The 17,640-nt window shown below is 72.3% G+C and carries 14 protein-coding genes; 9 read left to right on the top strand and 5 right to left on the bottom strand.

Features of this window, described 5'->3' with window-relative positions; all coding sequences use genetic code 11:
- Window positions 1–9 precede the first annotated feature (9 nt).
- Genes benB through R0146_RS08185 form a run of 3 tightly spaced genes read left to right on the top strand, consistent with a single transcriptional unit; the run spans window position 10 to window position 6,333 of the window.
- Complete coding sequence (benB, locus tag R0146_RS08195; RefSeq protein ID WP_317688526.1) at window positions 10–543, top strand: benzoate 1,2-dioxygenase small subunit; 534 nt, start codon at window positions 10–12, stop codon at window positions 541–543.
- A gap of 10 nt (window positions 544–553) precedes the next feature.
- Window positions 554–3,520 (top strand): benzoate 1,2-dioxygenase electron transfer component BenC, encoded by a 2,967-nt coding sequence (gene benC / locus R0146_RS08190; RefSeq protein WP_317688524.1) that lies wholly within the window; start codon window positions 554–556, stop codon window positions 3,518–3,520.
- A gap of 50 nt (window positions 3,521–3,570) precedes the next feature.
- Window positions 3,571–6,333, top strand: coding sequence for a helix-turn-helix transcriptional regulator (locus tag R0146_RS08185; protein ID WP_317688522.1), 2,763 nt, complete (start codon window positions 3,571–3,573; stop codon window positions 6,331–6,333).
- A 71-nt stretch (window positions 6,334–6,404) separates the two neighbouring features.
- Here R0146_RS08185 and R0146_RS08180 read toward each other — a convergent pair whose 3' ends face one another.
- The 3 genes from R0146_RS08180 to R0146_RS08170 all read right to left on the bottom strand — a co-directional run bounded on the left by R0146_RS08180 (window position 6,405) and on the right by R0146_RS08170 (window position 9,237).
- Complete coding sequence (locus R0146_RS08180; protein WP_317688520.1) at window positions 6,405–7,160, bottom strand: CPBP family intramembrane glutamic endopeptidase; 756 nt, start codon at window positions 7,158–7,160, stop codon at window positions 6,405–6,407.
- 68 nt (window positions 7,161–7,228) lie between these two features.
- Window positions 7,229–8,080, bottom strand: a complete 852-nt coding sequence (locus R0146_RS08175; protein WP_317688518.1) for a sugar phosphate isomerase/epimerase family protein — start codon at window positions 8,078–8,080, stop codon at window positions 7,229–7,231.
- Window positions 8,081–8,241: 161 nt separating this feature from the next.
- The gene (locus tag R0146_RS08170) at window positions 8,242–9,237 is read right to left on the bottom strand and encodes a Ppx/GppA family phosphatase (RefSeq protein ID WP_317688515.1); all 996 of its coding nucleotides are present in this window, start codon (window positions 9,235–9,237) and stop codon (window positions 8,242–8,244) included.
- A gap of 137 nt (window positions 9,238–9,374) precedes the next feature.
- Here R0146_RS08170 and R0146_RS08165 point away from each other — a divergent pair, with 137 nt between their 5' ends.
- The 5 genes from R0146_RS08165 to disA all read left to right on the top strand — a co-directional run bounded on the left by R0146_RS08165 (window position 9,375) and on the right by disA (window position 14,871).
- Window positions 9,375–10,259 carry a DUF3109 family protein gene (locus R0146_RS08165; protein WP_317688512.1) on the top strand — a complete coding sequence of 295 codons (885 nt, stop codon included), beginning with the start codon at window positions 9,375–9,377 and terminating at the stop codon, window positions 10,257–10,259.
- Between the two features lie 56 nt (window positions 10,260–10,315).
- Window positions 10,316–10,960 (top strand): VOC family protein, encoded by a 645-nt coding sequence (locus R0146_RS08160; protein ID WP_317688510.1) that lies wholly within the window; start codon window positions 10,316–10,318, stop codon window positions 10,958–10,960.
- 167 nt (window positions 10,961–11,127) lie between these two features.
- Window positions 11,128–12,198, top strand: a complete 1,071-nt coding sequence (locus R0146_RS08155) for a histidinol-phosphate transaminase (RefSeq protein ID WP_317688508.1) — start codon at window positions 11,128–11,130, stop codon at window positions 12,196–12,198.
- Between the two features lie 141 nt (window positions 12,199–12,339).
- Window positions 12,340–13,740, top strand: a complete 1,401-nt coding sequence (gene radA / locus R0146_RS08150) for a DNA repair protein RadA (protein ID WP_317688507.1) — start codon at window positions 12,340–12,342, stop codon at window positions 13,738–13,740.
- A gap of 69 nt (window positions 13,741–13,809) precedes the next feature.
- Window positions 13,810–14,871, top strand: a complete 1,062-nt coding sequence (gene disA, locus R0146_RS08145) for a DNA integrity scanning diadenylate cyclase DisA (protein ID WP_317688506.1) — start codon at window positions 13,810–13,812, stop codon at window positions 14,869–14,871.
- Between the two features lie 96 nt (window positions 14,872–14,967).
- On the opposite strand, the gene R0146_RS08140 is transcribed toward disA, so the two are convergent.
- Complete coding sequence (locus R0146_RS08140; protein WP_317688504.1) at window positions 14,968–15,660, bottom strand: hypothetical protein; 693 nt, start codon at window positions 15,658–15,660, stop codon at window positions 14,968–14,970.
- Between the two features lie 90 nt (window positions 15,661–15,750).
- Between R0146_RS08140 and R0146_RS08135 the strand changes: the two genes are divergently transcribed.
- The gene (locus R0146_RS08135) at window positions 15,751–16,782 is read left to right on the top strand and encodes an iron-sulfur binding domain-containing protein (protein ID WP_411567128.1); all 1,032 of its coding nucleotides are present in this window, start codon (window positions 15,751–15,753) and stop codon (window positions 16,780–16,782) included.
- Between the two features lie 11 nt (window positions 16,783–16,793).
- On the opposite strand, the gene R0146_RS08130 is transcribed toward R0146_RS08135, so the two are convergent.
- Window positions 16,794–17,465 (bottom strand): HAD hydrolase-like protein, encoded by a 672-nt coding sequence (locus R0146_RS08130; RefSeq protein WP_317688502.1) that lies wholly within the window; start codon window positions 17,463–17,465, stop codon window positions 16,794–16,796.
- Window positions 17,466–17,640: the final 175 nt, after the last annotated feature.

Here is a 17,640-nt window from a genome sequence, read left to right as displayed (position 1 = left end):
AACAGGACGATGACGACCGTACAGAACGCCCCCGCACCCGCCGCCGCCGACATCTACGTCGACCAGCACGCCGTCGAACAGTTCCTCTACCGCGAGGCGCGCCACCTCGACGACCGCGACTTCAGCCGCTGGCTCGACTGCTACGCCGAGGACGCCGAGTTCTGGATGCCCGCCTGGGCCGACGACGACGAGCTCACCCGCGACCCGCAGACCGAGATCTCCCTGATGTACTACCCGAGCAAGGCGGGCCTGGAGGACCGGGTCTTCCGGATCCGCACCGAGCGCTCCTCGGCGACCTCGCTGCCGGAGCCGCGGACCTCGCACAACATCGCCAACGTGGAGATCCTCGACCGCCGTGGCGCCCTGGTGGACGTCCGCTTCAACTGGCACACGATGTACTTCCGCTACCAGACCGTCGACCCGTACTACGGGACCTCGTTCTACACCATCGACTTCTCCGGCGAGACCCCGCTGATCCGCCGCAAGGTCGCCGTGCTGAAGAACGACTACATCCACCACGTGATCGACATCTACCACGTCTGAGAGGCAGCACATGTCGCATCAGGTCGCATTGACCTTCGAGGACGGTGTCACCCGGTTCGTCACGGCCCAGCCGGGCCAGACGGTCGCCGAGGCGTCCTACCGGGCGCGGATCAACATCCCGGTGGACTGCCTGGACGGCGCCTGCGGCACCTGCAAGGCGTTCTGTGAATCGGGCTCGTACGATCCCGGCTGCTACATCGAGGACGCGCTGAGTGCGGCCGAGGCCGCCGAGGGCTATTGCCTGCCGTGCCAGATGACGCCGCGGACGGATCTGGTGGTGCGGATCGCCGCCACCTCCGAGGTGGCGAAAACCGTCGCCGGCACCTTCGCCGCCACCGTGGTGGAGATCTGTCGCCACAGCGACAACGTCATCGGCTTCACCATCGAGGTCGACGACCGGGCGTCGCTGTCGTACCTGCCCGGACAGTACGTCAACATCGAGGTGCCGGGCACCGACGAGCGTCGCTCGTACTCGTTCAGCACCTCGCCGGACGAGGACCGACTGACCTTCCTGGTGAAGATCACCCCCGGTGGGGCGATGTCCACCTGGCTGGCCGAGCGCGCCGCCGTCGGCGACCGGCTCACCCTGCACGGGCCCAACGGCTCGTTCTTCCTGCGAGAGGGCACCACCCCACTGCTGTTGCTGGCCGGTGGCACCGGTCTGGCGCCGATCCTCGCCATGCTGCGGACCGCGGCGAAGGCGGGCAGCACCCGTCCGATGCACCTCATCTACGGGGTCAACACCGACAGCGAAGCGGTCGAGCTCGGCACCCTCGCCGCTCTGCAGGAGCAGTTGCCGCACTTCACCTGGGACTACACCGTCACCGACCCGGCGGCGAAAGCCCGAAAGAAGGGCTACGTCACCGCCCACATGGACCCACAGCACCTCCACGACGGCAACGTGTCGGTCTACCTCTGCGGCCCGCCGCCGATGGTGGAGGCCGTCCGGACGCACTTCCAGGCGACCGGCCTGGAGCCCGAGGGCTTCTTCTACGAGAAGTTCTCACTGGCCAGTTCCTCGGCCTCCCGTGCCCACGGGGTCGAGGCGCTGGAGTCGGTGACCCGAGAGGCCGTGACCCCAGAGGCCGCGTCCCGGGAGGCCGTGGCTGCCGAGGCCCCGGTCCGAGTGGCCCCGGTGCAGGACACGGCGACCCAGGAGACGGCGGCCCAGGTGAAGGCGGAGGCCGAGGCCCGTGAGGCCGGGCTCGGCGAGGCGATCGTCGCACCGGCTGCCGTCACTCCGCAGGCGCCGATCACGCTGGACCCGACCACGCTGGACCCGAGCACAATGGCCCCGATTACGCTGGCCCCGATCACAGTGGCCCCGATCACGATGACACTGCCTGCGGGCACCGTGGCCCTGGTCACGGCCGTCGCAGGCACCGAGGCGTACGGCATCGGTGGGCTGGCCCTGTCCGGCACCGGGCAGAGCGCACCGCTCGGCTCCGGCCGGGCCGCGCTCCCGGCCGACCCGACGGCGTACGGCATCGGTGGGCTGGCCCTGTCCGGTTCCCGGGACGCCGCGGCCGAGGCCACCGTGCCGAGCACCACCGCCACGACCGCTGGTCCCGCGGCCGCCGGTCCCGGGAACGCGTACGCCATCGGCGGCACCCTGCAGCGACCGGCGGCATACGCCGCCCGGCATGACCCGGTGCTGGCCCCCGTCGTGCTGCCCGCCCCGCCGGCGGACACCGTGGCGCCGGACGGCTACGTGATCGGTGAGGAGCACCCGTCGATCCTGACGTCGGACTCGTTGTTCGACGCGCGCACCGCGCTGGAGCTGGGGGTGATGGAGCTGACGATCGGCCGGCTGAGCAGCGGGCGGATCACCGGCTTCCGGATGCTGGCCGACGCCTGCCGTCCATTCGTCGACGGCGACCGGTTCGTCGACGCGGATGCGTTCACCGACGCCAACGCGTTGTTCCACGAGTACCCGTTCACCTTCACCGGCAACGAGCACCTGCTCGCGGCCTACCAGCGGCTCGGCGTCGCCGGGCACATGCACGAGATGCTGCCGCACGGCGAGTGGTGCCACCCGGACGTGATCGGCGATCACGACCGGATCATCGATGCCTTCGAGCAGGGCGACCGTGAGCTGGCCCGCCGGCTGATCATCGAGCACGGCGAACACGGCAAGGAGACCACCCGCCGGGCGATGATCCGCGGTGGCCTGCTGGACGAGCCGGGTTTCCTCAGCCCCGGTCGGTTCGCCGGCAAGGTCGTCCTGGTCACCGGCGCCGCCCAGGGCATCGGTGAGCGGGTGGCCCGCCGGATCGCCGCCGAGGGCGGCCGGCTGGTGCTCGCCGACCGCGCCGTCATCCTCGACGAGGTGACCCGGGGGATCACCCGCAAGGGCGGCACCGCGGTCGCGGTGACCGCCGACCTCGAGACGTACGCCGGGGCGCAGGCGGTGGTCGACGCCGCGGTCGCCACGTACGGCCGGGTCGACGTCGCCATCCACGTGGTGGGCGGCACCATCTGGCGCAAGCCGTACGAGGAGTACCGGGAGGAGGAGATCGAGAAGGAGATCCGCCGTTCGCTCTTCCCCACCCTGTGGTCCTGCCGGGCGGTGCTGCCGCAGCTGTACGCGCAGGGTCACGGCACGATCGTCAACGTCTCCTCGACCGCGACGATGGGGCTCAACCGGCTGCCGTACGCCGCGGCGAAGGGTGGGGTGAACACTCTGACGAAATCGCTGGCGTTCGAGGCCGCACCGCACGGGGTCCGGGTGGTCGCCACCGCACCGGGCGGCACCGACGCCCCGCCGCGCCGCGTCCTGCGGGGCGGGGAGCCGCAGAACCCGCAGGAGGAGGCCTGGCACCAGGTCACCGTCGACCAGACGGTGGAGTCCTCGCTGCTGAAACGCTACGGCACCCTGGAGGAACAGGCGGCGGCGATCTGCTTCCTTGCCTCCGACGAAGCCTCCTACATCACCGGCTCGATCCTGCCGGTGGCGGGCGGAGACTTCGGCGGGTGAGCCCCGAGCGAAGGGTGTCCGCGCCGGGGTGGCCCACTTATGATGCAGGAATGCAGCCGGCAGAGTCGCCACTGATCGGGCGGGAGCGGGAGCTCCGGACACTGATCGCGTCGTTCGCCGGGGCCCTCGCCGGGGCACCAGCGGTGATCGTGGTGGCGGGGACTGCCCACGTGGGCACCACCGCACTGGTCGCCGAGGCCGTCCGCCGAGCACGGCGGGCGGTCCCGGGCGCCCGGGAACTGCGACTGCGGGGACTGGTCTGGGAGCGTCGACTGCCCGGCGAGTTCGCCCGTCGGCTGTGCGCCGCGGCGGACGGCCCGGCCGGCGTACGCTCCGCCGAGCCGGCACCGGCGATCGGGGCGGATCCGCAGGCGGCGACCGCGGCGATCCTGGACCGACTCCGGGACTGCTCGGCGGGTGGCCTCCTCGTCGTGGTCGAGGACGCCCAGCACGCCGACCCGGCCTCCCTGCGAGCGATCTCCTCGGCCGTGGAACGGCTCACCGACGCGCCGGTCGCGGTGGTCCTGGAGGTCACCGCCGAGGAGACCGCCGACCCGGAGCTCGCCACGGTACTACGGGCCCACCGGGCCGACACCGTGGTCGTCGGCGGCCTCGGTGCGGACGCGGTGCGCGACCTGGCCCGCTCCCGCGGCCAGTTGCTCAGCCCCGACGCGGCACGCCGGCTGGCCGCCTTCACCGGCGGTCTGCCCGGGCTGGTCGTCGAGCTGCTCGACGAGTTCCCCGGCCTGGACCGGGAAGCGTCGTACGATGCACTGCCCGCGCCGCGCAGCGTCCGCCAGGAGCTCGCCGCCGTGCTGGGCGAGGCCACCCCGGACGTCCGCGACCTGGTCACCGCGCTGGCGGTCAGCGGACCCGGCACCCCGGCGATCGAGGTCGCCGCGCTGGCCGGTCTGGCCGACATGCTGCCGGCGATCGACGAGGCACGGGCACGTGGTCTGCTGCAGGTGCGCAGCCACCAGGACCGGCTGACCCTCACCTTCACCAATCCGATGCTGGCCGCCGCCGCGTACGAGGCGCTCGACCTGGTCACCCGGCGGCGCCTGCACCTGGCGGCCGCGGACCGGGCCGGGGACGAGTTCGACCGGGCCCAACACCTGTTCGCCGCCGGTCAGGGGCCGGATGCCCCGCTCGCCGAGCGGACCGCGGCGCTGGCCGAGACGTACGCCGCCGACGGGCGCTGGCGGCGGGCCGCCGACAGCTGGGTGCTCGCCTCCCGCGGCCACCCGGACCGCGACCTCAGCCGGCGCTATCTCGTGCTGGCTCTTGACGCGATGACCGGCTCGGGCGACCTGCACGCCGCCGAGGCGCTGGCCGCCGAGGTGGAAGCCTTCCCCGGCAACGCCCGACGGGACGTCGCGCTGGGCTATCTGGCTACTCTCAAGGCCCGCCGCGGCGCGGCCGAGCAACTGCTGCACCGGGCGATGGACGAGGCCGGCGACGACCCCGAGGCGGAAGCGGTCGGCGCGCACCGACTGTCGCTGCACGCGCTGGGCGAGGTCGACGGCGAGGCGCTGGTCACCTGGGGGGAACGCTGTCTGGCGGCGGCCGACCGGCTGGGCCGACCGGGCCTGCCCGCGGCGGTCGAGGCGCACACCCTGCTCGGCCTCGGGCTGGGGATGGCCGGCCGGGTGGCCGACGCGGAGGCCGCCTACCGCCGCACCCTCGAGGCACTGGCCACCGGGGCCCAGCGGCAGCGCGCCCTGATGGGCCACGGCTGGCTGGAACTGGCCTGGGACCGGCCCCAGCAGGCGATCCAGGACTTCCAGGCCGCCATCCCCCAGGGCTTCTGGCAGGGCTCGTCCCGAGTCGCCCTGTGGGCCTCGGGCTGGCTGGCCCGCGCCCACCTCGAGGTCGGCGAGTGGGACAGCGCGATGGCCGTCGTCGAGCGGGCGCAGGATCTGCTCGACCGCACCGGGATGGACCTGATCGCCCCGCTGATCCACTGGACAGGGGCGGAGATCTGTGCCCTCCGCGGCCAGTCGGCCGAGGCCGACTGGCACGTCTCGCAGGCGCTGGCGGTGAGCTCGGAGTACATGATCACCCGGCTGCCCACCGCGATGGCCCGCACCCGGGTGGCGCAGGCCCGCTCCGACGCGGACGGCAGTCTGCATGCGATGGAACCGATCGCCACGGCCGATCGGCCGGCGAGCGTCGACGAGCCCGGCTTCTGGCCGTGGCACGACATGTGGGCCAGCGCCCTGTCGCTCACCGGACGCCTCGACGAGGCCGACAGGTTCCTGCGCCCGCACGAGGAGCGGGCCCGGCAGGCCGGCCGGCACAGCGCGATGGCCCGGCTGGCGATGGGCCGCGGTCGACTGACCTCCCTGCGCGGCGACATCGAGGAGGCCCGACGGTCGTTCGAGGAGGCGCTGGCGCTGGTCGAGGCGTCGCCCTACTTCTACCTGCGGACCCGGATCAACTTCCTCTACGGCCAGGCACTACGTCGGGCCGGCAAGCGCCGGGAGGCGGGCGTGGTGCTGCGCCGGGCCCTGGACGGCTTCTCCGCCGTCGGTGCGACGGTCTACGTGGAACGCTGTCACCGGGAACTGCAGGCCGGCGGCGCCGGCGGGACCCGGTCGGCCGGGCTCGACGTCGAGTCGCTGACCGCCCAGGAACAGGCGGTGGCCCGGCTGGTGGCCCGTGGCCTGAGCAACGCCGACGTCGCCCGGGAGCTGTTCATCTCGGTGAAGACGGTGCAGTTCCACCTGACCCGGATCTACAGCAAGCTCGGCGTACGCTCCCGTACCGAGCTCGCCGCACACCGCGGCGAACTCTCCGATTCCACCGGGTGATCCGCGCCCACCCCAGCGGGATCGTACGACCTCAGAGTGGACCGTACGACCTCAGGGTGGACCGTACGACCTCAGAGCCAGCCGACCCGCGGGGCCAGCACGGCATAGCCGACGAAGGCCACCACGTCGATCGCGGTGTGCGCCACCACCAGCGGCAGCACCCGGCCGGATCGCCGGTACCACTGGCCGAATACCAGCCCCATCACGATGTTGCCGACGAAACCGCCCCACCCCTGGTAGAGGTGATAGCTGCCACGCAGCACGGCCGAGGCCACCAGGACCAGCCACGGCGGCCAGCCCAGCCGTGGCAGCCGGTCGAAGAGGTAGCCGACGACGATGACCTCTTCGACGACACCGTTCATCAGCGCCCGGGCCACCAGCACCAGCACCGCCCAGGCGCTGGTGCCGAGCCCGGTGGCCTGGACGTCGGCGGCCAGTCCGGTGGCCCGGGCGACCAGGAACAGCCCGAGCCCGGGGACACCGATCAGCGCCGCCAGCCCCAGCCCGGCCGCCAGGTCGCGTCCCCAGCCGCGTCGACGAAGGTCCATCCCGATCGCCGCCCACGGACGGCGGTGGGAGAGACCGAGCAGGTACACCGCGAGCAGCGCCGGCACCACCGGCAGCAGGGTGTCGACGACCTGATAGATCGCGTCGAGCCAGGGCCGGTCGGCCACCACGATCGGATTGATCTGAGCGGTCTGGGCGGCCACCCCGCCCGGCCGGGTGGACATGTCGAGGATCGTCAGCACCGCGTACACCGCCGACCGGCCCAGCGAGACGAGCAGCAGCAGCGCCACCTCCGCCCCGTACGCCGCGCGCCACGCCATGGGCGTCGACTCCGTCGGGCCGTCCCCCGGCGCCGCGTCCCGCACCGGAGCCTGCGGCGGTCGCCCGGTCACGACGGCTGCGGGGCCAGCCGACCCGACTCGGCGACCCGGTCACGGGTCCAGGCGAGTGCGTCGGCGAGGATGCGCTCCCGGTCCGCCCGGCTGTCCGCGGCGCGGGTGTTGAGTTCCAGGCACAGGTCTCCGGTGTAGCCGTGGCCGAGGATATGGTGCAGGACCTGGTCGGCGTCCTGGTTGCCCGCCCCCGGAGCGAGGTGCTCGTCGCGGAACGACCCCTGGCCGTCGGTCAGGTGGACGTGCTGCAGCCGGTCGCCCCAGGCCCGGACCAGGTCGAGCGAGCGCACCTGCGCGGTCGCGGCGTGGGACAGGTCGAGGGTGAGGTGTTCGAAGGGTTCGTCGGTCGGGTCCCAGGTCGGCCGGTACGCGGCGTACTCGCCGGCCGGCGTACGCCACGGGTACATGTTCTCGACGCAGAACCGTACGCCGGTTTCCCGGCGGATCTCGGCGATGCCGGCCACGAACCCGGTGGCGTAGTCGCCCTGCCAGCGGAACGGCGGATGCACCACGACGACGTCGCAGTCCAGCGCCAATGCCATCTCGGCGCAACGGCGCAGCTTGTCCCAGTGCCCGGTGCCGCGCCAGACCAACTGGGTGACGACGAGGGTCGGGGCATGGATCGAGGTGACCGGCACCCCGTGGTAGTCCCGCAGTTTCTCCAGCGCATCGACATCCGCGGCGACCTGGTCGATGCCGACCATCACCTCGACGCCGTCGAAACCGAGCCGGGCCGCCACCTCGAACGCACTCGCGGTCGACTCGGGGAACAGCGACGAGGTGGACAGGGTCACCGGATGGTGGAGCCCCCCGCCGATCGCCGTCGCGTCCGCCTGCGTGCTGTCCATCTGTCGTTCTCCGGAGTCCTGGGGCCGACGACCGGTCGGTGGCGTACGTCCCGCCGCTGCGGGGCACGGTCCAAGAGTAGCCACGCCGTCGGACCCGCCGGGCAGGGCCGGGGACCGGTGCCGCCGGGTGGGAGACCTCCGCCGACGACCCCACCGGCGGCTCAGCCCAGCGGTGCGGCGGCGGGCGACAGGTCGGTGTCGAGGTGCTTGATGGATCGTGCCTTCAGGCCGTTGCGCTGCCAGTACTGCAGGTGGTCGAGGTAGTTGAGGATGACACCCTCGCGCAGCGCCCACGGGCACAGCTCGACCGACTCCGCACCGGTCAACTCCATCACCGCCTCGGCGACGATCGCGCCCGACAGCAGTTGCTCGGCGCGGTCCTTCGAGACCCCCGGGAGTTCCGCCCGTTCGTCCGGGGACATCTCGGCGAGTCGGTCGACCCAGCCCGACAGGTCCGCGAGTCGCAGCTGGCGCTGGATGTACGGGCCCTCGCTGGACGGGGCGGCCCCGCCGGTGATCCGGCCCAGCGAGCGGAAGGTCTTCGAGGTCGCCACCCACCGGTCGAACGGCGCCCGGCGCAGCAGGTCACCGACGACGGCACCGATCTCGGCGCGGACGTGGCGTCGGCACGCAGCGGGCCCGCCGTCGTCCTTGAACATCCGGTACATCCGGCCCGCGCCGACCGGCACCGACAGAGCCACCTCCGGCTCCTCGTCGGAGCCGCCGGCCATCTCCAGCGATCCGCCGCCGATGTCGAGCACTCCGAGGCGCCCGGCCGACCAGCCGTACCAGCGGCGGACGGCGAGGAAGGTGGCCCGCGCCTCGTCCTGCCCGGACAGCACCCGCAGCTCGACCCCGGTGCGGTCCTTGACCGTCGCCAGGACCTCCTCGGTGTTCTTCGCCTCGCGCAGCGCCGAGGTGACGAAGGGGAGCACCCGCGAGCACCCGGTGGTCTCGGCGAACTCGGTGCACTCCTGCACCATCCCCACCAGCGCTTCGGCGCCTTCCACGGAGAGCGTCTCGTCGGCGGTGATGTGCTCGGCCAGCCGCATCACCCGCTTGTGGGACGCGGCCGGGATCGGCGGACCGCCGACCCTCGCGTCCACGACCAGCAGGTGGACGGTGTTGGACCCCACATCGAGCACTCCGAGCCGCATGCGCCATACCGTAATGCACCCGCCCCTCGCCGCGCTCCCGCCGTGCGCGGAACAGGCGTACGACCACCGTCCGGCCGCGGTCCCCGGCGTCCGACCGACGGCTCCCCGCCCCTCCGGCCGACGCCTAGGATGTCCGCATGTCTGCGGCACAATCGGTCGGGTCCCGGGTCCCCGTTCAGGTCGCTGCCGGCGCTCGGCTGGCCGAGGGCGAGGTGCCGGACGGCTTCCCCCGGCTCTGGGTCGAGTTCGCCGATCCGGCCGATGACGACCAGGTGTTCCGCTGCGACCTGACCTGGCTCACCTCCCGGTGGAACTGTCTGTTCGGCGCCGGATGCCCCGGCCTCTACGCGGGCCGCCCGGACGACGGCTGCTGCACCCTGGGCGCCCACTTCAGCGGTCCCGAGGACGAGCAGCGGGTCGCCGGCTGGGTCGCCCGACTGGACTCCTCCCTGTGGCAACTCGCCGAGGTGTACGGCACCGATCCGGACGGCAGCCCGTGGTCGGCCCGGCAGGGCTGGGCAGTGGACGTGTCGGACGAGGAGGACCCCGGTGAGGTCGAGCGGGCCACCCGGCTGGTCGACGGTGCCTGTCTCTTCCTCAATCGCCCCGGGTTCGCCGGTGGCCAGGGCTGCGCCCTGCACCATCTGGCGGCCCGGGAGGGAGTGCCGATCACCGAGACCAAGCCGGACGTGTGCTGGCAGTTGCCGATCCGGCGGCTGTTCCGCGACGTCGAGCGCGGCGACGGCTCGACCTACACCGAGGTCAGCATCGGTGAGTACGTACGCTCCGGCTGGGGCGACGGCGGCCACGAGTTCGACTGGTACTGCACCTCGACCCCGGCCGCCCACCGGGCCGCCGAGCCCGTCTACCGCACACTCGCCACCGAGCTGACCGCGCTGATGGGCCCGGCCGGCTACGCCGCGCTTGCCCGGCACTGCGCGGATCTGGAGGCAGTGCGGCCGCCGCTGGTCGGTCATCCGGCGAGTCTCGCCGGACAAGACCTCTTACCACACAGGTCCTGACTTCCACGTTCGGCCCCCGGGAAAAGGAGCGGACCCCGAGGGCGCACAATAGGCCCATGCATGTAGACCACCTCTCGTACGCCGCCGGGCCGGAGGGACTCCTGGCATCGGCCCAGTTCCTCAGCGACGCGCTCGGGGTGGACTCCCGTGACGGAGGCTTCCACCCGCGGTTCGGCACCCGAAACCGCCTCATCCCGCTCGCCGACGGTCGCTACATCGAGATCGTCGAGGTGCTGGACCACCCGGCCGCCGACAAGGCGCCGTTCGGGCAGGTCGTCCGCGCCCGGTCCGAGGCCGGCGGCGGCTGGATGTCCTGGGCGGTGGCCATCGACGACCTGACCGCCTACGAGGCCAAGCTCGGTCGCGAGGCGGCGGTCGGCACCCGCCGGTTCCCTGACGGTCGCCAGCTCGAATGGCGCCAGCTCGGCATCAAGGGCCTCCAGGCCGACCCGCAGCTGCCCTTCTTCATCCGCTGGATCAGCGCCGACGAGCTGCTGCCCGCCGCGCTGTCCGAGGAGGGCCGTACGGTGTCGTTGCAGTCTCTCGAGCTGTCCGGTGATCCGGCACGGCTCACCGACTGGCTAGGGGGCGACCCGGAGGCTCTGCTGGACGGCTTCCACCTGACCTGGACCAGCCGCCACGGCCAGCCGGGCATCATGTCGGCCACCTTCGACACCCCGCGGGGAGCGGTGACCATCTGAATCCCCTGGTGCCGGCCGACCCGCCCTTCGGCGGCCGGAGGCACGCCCTGACCCGCCATCGGGTCGTCATCCACTGTGCGGGGCTGTCCCGAGGCGTGCGACACACCCTCAGGACGGCCCCGTCGTTGGCGTACAGTCAGGGACTCATCGACCTCCTAGGAGAACGCATGTCGCTGACGCTGCGCCCGCACATCGCAAGCATGCCGCCCTACCGTGCGGGTCGCTCACCGAAACCGGGCCCCGACGGCCGGGCCTGGAAGGTCTCCAGCAACGAGAACCCGTACGGTCCGCTGCCCGGAGTGCTGGAGGCGGTCTCCCGATCGTTGACGGAGATGAACCGCTACCCGGACGCCGGCAACACCGAGATCACCTCCGCCGTGGCGACCCGTCACGGGCTGGACGAGGAGCGGCTGGCGTTCGGCACCGGATCGGTGGAGGTGCTGGCGCACCTGCTCGAGGCCACCTGCGGCCCCGGCGACGAGGTGGTCTATGCCTGGCGCAGCTTCGAGGCCTACCCGCTCGCCGTCCAGGTGCTCGGCGCCTGCGCGGTGCCGGTGCCGCTGACCCCGACCGGGGAGCACGACCTGACCGCCATGCTGGCCGCGATCACCCCCCGCACCCGAGCGGTGATGGTCTGCACCCCGAACAATCCGACCGGTCCGGCGGTCCGTCACGACGACCTGGTGGCCTTCCTCGGCGCGGTCCGTGACGACATCCTGGTGATCGTCGACGAGGCGTACGTGGAGTACGTCACCGACCCGGACGCCGCCCGCGGCCTGGAGCTGCTCGACGTGCACCCGGGTGTGGTGTCCCTGCGGACGTTCTCCAAGGCGTACGGCCTGGCCGCCCTGCGGGTCGGCTGGATGGCCGCGGCCGATCCCGCGCTGGCTCACGCGGTGCGGGGCGTCACGATGCCGTTCGCGATCTCCTCCCCTGCCCAGGCCGGTGTGCTCGCCTCGCTGGAGGCCGAGCCGGAGCTGATCGGCCGGGTCCGGGTGACGGTGCACGAGCGCGACCGGATCGCCGAGCAACTGCGCCGGATGGGCCATCCGATCCCGGCCACTCAGGGCAACTTCGTCTGGTTCCCTGCCGGTGAACACACCCAGGTCTGGTTCGACGCGTTCCGGGACGCCGGTCTGATGACCCGCGCGTTCCCTGGGGAGGGCCTGCGGGTGTCGATCGCCGAGCCGGACGCCAACGACCGCCTGCTGGAGGTGGCCGGCACGCTGCTGGGCTGAGCGCCGGCATCGTATGGGCCTGGCGTACGGCCCTGGCTGGCCCGTACGGCCCCGGGTCCTCGGCCGGCGTCCGCACGGCCCACCGTCCCCGTCGGACCATCACTGCCGGTCGATGTCAGTGGTCCGTCCTAGGCTGCTGCCATGTCCCGACCGAAGGCCACCGCCACCCGTGACGCGTACGTCTGCTCCGACTGTGGATGGACCACGGCCAAATGGGTCGGCCGCTGCGGCGAGTGCCAGCAGTGGGGCACCGTCGTGGAGCAGGGGGCCCGGGCCGGATCGCTTTCCCGGGCGACCCGGCCGATCACGCCGAGCCACCAGGCGGTGCCGATCTCGGAGGTCCACGGCGAGGCCGCGCATCGTACGGTCACCGGGGTCGGCGAGCTCGACCGGGTGCTCGGCGGCGGACTCGTCCCGGGCGCGGTGGTGCTGCTGGCCGGGGAGCCCGGGGTCGGCAAGTCCACCCTGCTGCTGGAGGTCGCTGCGGCGTGGGCGCAGCGGGGCCGGCGGACCCTCTACGTCACCGGCGAGGAATCCGCCGCCCAGGTGAGGATGCGGGCCGAGCGGACCGGCGATCTCTCCGAGGAGCTCTACCTGGCGGCGGAGAGCGACCTGGGCACCGTGCTCGGCCACGTCGACCAGGTCTCCCCCACCCTGCTGGTGGTCGACTCGGTCCAGACGATGACCGCCGAGGGCGCCGACGGCACGCCGGGCGGTGTCACCCAGGTGCGGGAGGTGACCGCCGAGCTGGTCCGGGTCGCCAAGCAGCGCCACCTGGCGGTGATCATCGTCGGCCATGTCACCAAGGACGGTTCGATCGCCGGCCCTCGTACGCTCGAGCATCTGGTGGACGTGGTGTTGAGCTTCGAGGGCGACCGGCACTCGGGGTTCCGGATGGTCCGGGCGACGAAGAACCGCTTCGGTGCCGCCGACGAGGTGGGCTGCTTCGAGATGCGGGAGAACGGGATCGTCGAGGTGCCGGATCCGTCGGGGCTGTTCACCTCGACCACCGGTGGGGAGACGACGGTGCCGGGCACCTGCATCACTGTGACGGTCGAGGGGCGCCGCCCGTTGCTCGCCGAGATCCAGTCGCTGGTGGCGGCCTCGCCCCTGCAGATCCCCCGTCGGACCAACCACGGGGTCGACTCCTCCCGGGTGGCGATGCTCACCGCGGTGCTGGAGCGGCGGGCCGCCCAGCCACTGGGCAACAAGGACGTGTACGTCTCCACCGTCGGCGGGGCACGGGTCGTCGACCCGGCCGCCGACCTGGCGATCGCGCTGGCGATCGCCTCCGCCACCCGCGACATCGCCCCGCCGCCCGGGCTGATGGCCCTCGGCGAGATCGGGCTGGCCGGGGAACTGCGCCGAGTGCCGGGTGCCTCCCGGCGGGTGGCGGAAGCGATCAGGCTCGGATTCCGCACCATCCTGGTGCCGGCAGGCTCGGAGGACGATCTGGGCCGGCTGCCGGGCACCGTACGCGTCCTGGGGGTCGGCACCGTGCTGGCCGCGCTGGACCTCTTCGGCCTCGTCGGTGGCCACTGACGCGACACCGTAGACTGACCCCGACGCAGCGACAGCCACGCGACGAGGCGATACGGGGGAGAGGAACCGGTGACCGCGGAGGACCAGCAGAGCCGCACACGGCGATTCCGGGCGTTGACCGCACCAGGAACGCCGCTGCGGAACGGGCTCGACCGGATCGTCAAGGGGCGCACCGGCGGCCTCATCGTGCTCGGCCTGAACCGCGAGGTCGAGGGACTGATGACCGGGGGATTCCACCTCGATGCCCCCGTCACCCCGCAGAATCTGCGCGAGCTGTCGAAGCTCGACGGCGCCATCGTGCTGAGCGCCGACCTGTCCCGCATCGTCGCGGCCGGGGTCCATCTGATGCCCGATCCCGCGTACGACTCGGTGGAGACGGGTACCCGGCACCGGACCGCCGATCGGGTGTCGCGGCAGACCGGCGTGCCGACGATCTCGGTCTCGGCCTCCATGCAGGTGATCAGCCTGTTCGTCGACGGGGAGCGGCTCAGTTTCCCCGATCCGGGCGCCATCCTCGGCCGCGCCGACCAGGGGTTGCGTACGCTCGAGCGGTACACCAACCGGCTCGCTGAGGTGACCGACCACCTGTCCACCCTCGAGATCCGCGACCAGGTGACCGTACGCGACGTCGCGGTGGTCCTGCAGCGTCTGGAGATGGTCCACCGGATCCAGGACGAGCTGCGTGATTACGTGATCGATCTGGGCACCGAGGGGCGCTTGGTCGACCTGCAGATCCGTGAGTTGGAATCCGGGACGGACAACATCGCCGAACTGCTCATCGAGGACTACCGCGACGAGGCGAACGGAGTCGTCTTCGACCTCACCGACCTGGCGGAGTTGAGCACCACCGACCTGGTCGATCTGACGACGATCGAACGGGCGGTCGGATTCGGCACCACCGATCTGGAGGCACAGCTCTATCCGCGCGGCTACCGTCAGCTGTCCCGGATCGGTACGCTGCCGCGGGCCGTGGCGGCCCGACTGCTGGACCACTTCGGGTCACTGCAGGAGATCTTCGCCGCTTCGCTGGGCGACCTGCAGGCGGTCGACGGCGTGGGCCTGCGCCGGGCCAGGGCGATCCGCGATGCCCTGGCCTGGATGGCCGAATCGGAATTCGACGAACTCGCCTGACCGGCGGCTCGGTCCTCGACGGCCCGGATCAGCCCCATCACCGGATCAGCCCCATCACCGGATCAGCCCCATCACCGGATCAGCCCCATCACCGGATCAGCGCAGCCCCATCACCTTCTTGGCCGTCCCGGCACCCTTGTACTCGGCGGTGGCGATGTACGTTCCCGCGGAGATGTCCTTCGAGGCGAGCTTGCAGCCGGGGTAGGAACGTCGTCCGGGCCAGCTGACGGTGACCGAGGTCGACTCCCCCGCCTTGACCTCGGCCGGCCCCTTCGCCTCCAACCAGGCCTCGCAGTCGGCGGTGGACCAGATGCGGTCGCTGCCGGAGACGATCGTCAGGTCGAGGACCGACCGGTCCACTCCGATGGTGCAGGGAGTAGCCGAGCCGTTGGTCAGCTGGACGGTGAAGTCGGTCTTCTGGCCGATGGCCGTGGCACCGCCGTTGAGGGCGACCCTGATGTCGGCGGGGCCACAGGGTGTCGGAGCGGCCGGCGTCTTCGCAGCCGTCGGGGTCGCGGGGGTGGAACCGGCCGCCGGCGTGGATCCGGCTCCGGGCGTGGTGCCCGGTGTCGGGGTGTCAGTCGGCGTCGGGGTCGGAGTCGGCGTCGGCGTGCTGAGGACGAGCGGGGTCGGGCTGCCCGTGGGGGCCGCATTGCCTGCGCCCCTGCCCGGACGGGCGAACGCCACGATGACCAGCACCACCACCACCAGCACGACGCCGATCGTGGCTCGACGCATCCAGTACACCTGCGGGTCCTCCGGCCCGACCGGGTGCAGCATTCCACTCATGGGCTCACCCTACGGAAGTGGGTTGTGCCATCTCTGGAGGCGCGCCCGCAGCGATCCGCGCACCTGTCGGGCACCGCCTACGCTGGACCGGTGCCAGCCGATCCCGCCGAGACGCCGCCTGATCACCCCCCCGTCCCGGACCGTACCGACCCGGACCGTACCGACCCGGAACGCGTCGTCCCGGACCGCACCGATCCCGCGCAGGTCGTCGCCAGAGTCCTCGACTGGTACGCCGTCCACGCCCGCGACCTGCCCTGGCGCCGAGCCGAGTGCTCGGCCTGGGGGGTGATGGTGAGCGAGTTCATGTTGCAGCAGACACCGGTGGGCCGGGTTCTCGGCCCCTGGACGGCGTGGATGGAGCGGTGGCCCACGCCGGCCGCCCTGGCCGCCGCACCTGCCGGCGAGGCGATCCGGATGTGGGGGCGGCTCGGCTATCCGCGTCGTGCGCTGCGGCTGCACCGTACGGCCCAGGCACTCGTCGAGCGGCACAGCGGACGGGTCCCTGACGACGAGGCCGCACTGCGGGGCCTTCCCGGGGTCGGGGAGTACACGGCGGCCGCCGTGGCGGCGTTCGCCTACCGTCAGCGGACCGTGGTGATCGACACGAACGTACGACGGTTGCTCGCCCGTCTGGTCCGCGGGGAGGCCCAGGCGCCGACGCACCCACGGGCCGCGGACCGGTCGCTCGCCGTCGCCCATGTCCCGGACGCCCCGGAGCGCGCGGCGACCTGGGCGGTGGCCTCGATGGAGCTCGGGGCGCTCGTCTGCACGGCACGCTCCCCTCGGTGCGAGGCCTGCCCAGTGGCCGACCTGTGCGCATGGCAGCTCGCCGGCCGCCCGGACGCGACGTACGCACCCCGCACCCAGTCGTACGAGGGGACCGACCGCCAGTGCCGGGGGGCGCTGCTCGCGGTGCTCCGGGAGGCCGAGGCCCCGGTCCCGACCGCCGAGTTGCGCCGAGTGTGGCCCCCGCGCCGCGCGGCCGACCCCGAGCAGTTCGACCGCGCCCTGTCCGGTCTGGCAGCCGACGGGTTGATCGCCTCGATCGGCCGGACCGGGACCGGCACGACCCGTACGACCGGCAGGACCGACGGTGAGCATTGGACCCTGCCGACCACCTGACCGAGGCCGGGTCAGACTGACAGCATCCGGCGCAGTCCCGCCACGTCGTCAGCCACCGCCAGGGCCTGCGAGCGCTCCTCGGCGCTGCCGTACCCCCAGCCGACCAGGATGGTGTCGACACCGGAACTGGCCGCGCCCTCGACGTCGTGGATCTTGTCCCCGATCATGATCGGCGCTGACACGTCCGCACCGCCTGCGGCCAGCCGGCGCAGGGCATCCGCGACCACTGCGGCCTTGTCGCCGTTCCGGTCGCCCTCCCCCGCCCCGCTGATCACCGTGAACCGGTCGTCCAGCCCGTGGTGGACGAGCACCTCGCGGGCGTTGACCTCCTTCTTCGACGTGGCGACGGCCAGCGGCAGCCCCGACAGCGCGAGGGCATCCAGCAACGGCCGGGTCTCGGCGAACAGCGGGGATTCCAGCATCGAGGCGCCATAGACCGCCCGATAGTGGGCGACCGCCTCGTCGAGCGGAACCTCCGGCAGCAGTTCGGTCATCGCCTCTCGGATCGGCGGCCCGACATACCGCCGCAGGGATTCCGGCGCTGCCTCATGCCCGTAGTCACCCAGGGCCCGTGAGAGGGCGCCGGTGATGGCCGAGAGTGAGTCGAGCAGGGTGCCGTCCATGTCGATCAGCACCGTGGTCGGACGCGGGTCGAGCCGGCAATCGTGGGTGAGGCGGAACATGCCCGCCACCCTACCGACCGGCCCCATCGGCCCGGCGGATGGCCCGACGCGGCCGGGGATCGCGGTGACCCGCTGCAGAGGTCGTACGTGCGCGGTCCCGCCGGTGGACTCCTCTCGGTGCCACAACGCGAAAAGCCCCGGCGCAGGTTATCCCTGCGCCGGGGCCTTCGCTGTT

Source organism: Raineyella sp. LH-20, assembly GCF_033110965.1.
GTDB lineage: Bacteria > Actinomycetota > Actinomycetes > Propionibacteriales > Propionibacteriaceae > Raineyella.
The sequence above is the reverse complement of the archived record's forward strand: the minus strand, read 5'-3'. Positions and strand labels throughout refer to the sequence as shown.